The sequence below is a fragment of the Endozoicomonas sp. ONNA1 genome (genome assembly GCF_024606325.1).
In the GTDB taxonomy this organism is placed as follows: Bacteria; Pseudomonadota; Gammaproteobacteria; order Pseudomonadales; family Endozoicomonadaceae; genus Endozoicomonas_A.
Genome location: NZ_JAHHPN010000167.1, coordinates 1 through 1453 on the forward strand (window position 1 = coordinate 1; position 1453 = coordinate 1453).

Below are 1453 nucleotides of genomic sequence, written 5' to 3' on the forward strand. Positions count from 1 at the left end.
CTTCTTCATATATCCGGGGCTCCAGACCCTCTTTGCGAACCAGATCCAGATAATCAAACACCTTGGCAGTTATTTCGTCTACCTGCTCCAGACCTTTTGGGGTCAGCTCCATACGAACCGTGAACTCACTGTATTCTTCGGGTACATGGCTGGAATAGGAAGCCAGCGATTCAATCAGACCACGCTCTTTCAGATAACTGTGCAGACTGCCCTCGCCTTCATAACCCAGTATTCTCGCCAAATAGCCCAAAGGCTTCTTGCGATAATTTTCATGTTGGCTCGGCATTGGGAAGCTCAAAGAAAGCGCCCGGATGTCTTTCAGAGGTACCAGATGAATGCGAACGCCCAGCTGCCCGGGTGTATAGGGAGCAAGGCCAATATGAGTGTCTGGCGACTGACCTTCAGGTACTCCGGCAAATGACTCCCGTAACCATTTTTCCAGAACATCCGTTGATTCCTTGCCATAGATAACAACACCGATATTCTCAGCTACATAGTAGTTATCGTAGAACGTCTTTAGATCTTCCCAGAGAGATTTACCATCTTCATTGGAAAGGGTTTCCAGGCTGCCAATATTGAAACGACTGCGAGGGTGCGCCGGATTCGACGTCGCATTCTGAGCTGTCATCAAGCGCCAGCCATCCTCATTGGCATGAAGCTTATATTCAGAGTCCACCGCATTACGCTCACGATCAACATAAGTCGGATCCAGCGTTGGCGAGACAAAAAACTGTGCCAGCTGATCCAGCGCAGGTCTCAGTTTGTCACTGTTAATGTCGAAGAAATAGTTGGTTCGGGTATCCGCCGTATAGGCATTGGCAGAGCCGCCATTCGCGCGGATGTATTCAAAATAACCGTCTGTTTCCGGGTACTTTTCATTGCCCAGAAATAACATATGTTCAAGAAAATGAGCCAGGCCCAAACGGTTGTCCGGGTCCTGAAAGCTACCTACTTTCACATCCACTGCCGCAGCGGCCTTATCCGTATCCGGATCGGAGATCAGCAGGGCCTTGAGACCGTTCTCCAACTCGACAAAACGGTAATCACGATCATCTGCCGGACTTTTCACCACCACCTGGCTTTTTTCCATTGCATCTCGTTCAGCTGTCACTGTACACCCACTTACCAGCACCGTTGCCAGCACCCCGGCAATCAGAGACATGTGCTTTAGTAGCATAAAAATTTCCACACCTTTTAAAGGCCTTGATCCCAACTGAATACTTTCTGCAGACTGGGCCAATTATCAAGCACTGAGACAACCAATTTACCATCCTTTTACTGTTTGCAAAGATGCCCGTTAAAAGACTCATATAGAAAATGCCTGTATTTGTATTTATTTTTCTATTCGTCAAGATTTTTTAAACCAGAGTACAAAGGTAGCAGTCGCAATCTAATTACACTTGTAACACAGAAAGGATTAAAGATTCGAGCATTAATCAGCCATGTGTTAAAG

At 46.9% G+C, this 1453-nt stretch carries 1 protein-coding gene; it reads right to left on the minus strand.

Annotated features, from left to right (window positions below):
- Positions 1-1177: insulinase family protein (locus KDK19_RS03895; RefSeq protein WP_257291375.1), on the minus strand; the 1177-nt coding region annotated here is incomplete at its 3' end.
- Positions 1178-1453: the final 276 nt, after the last annotated feature.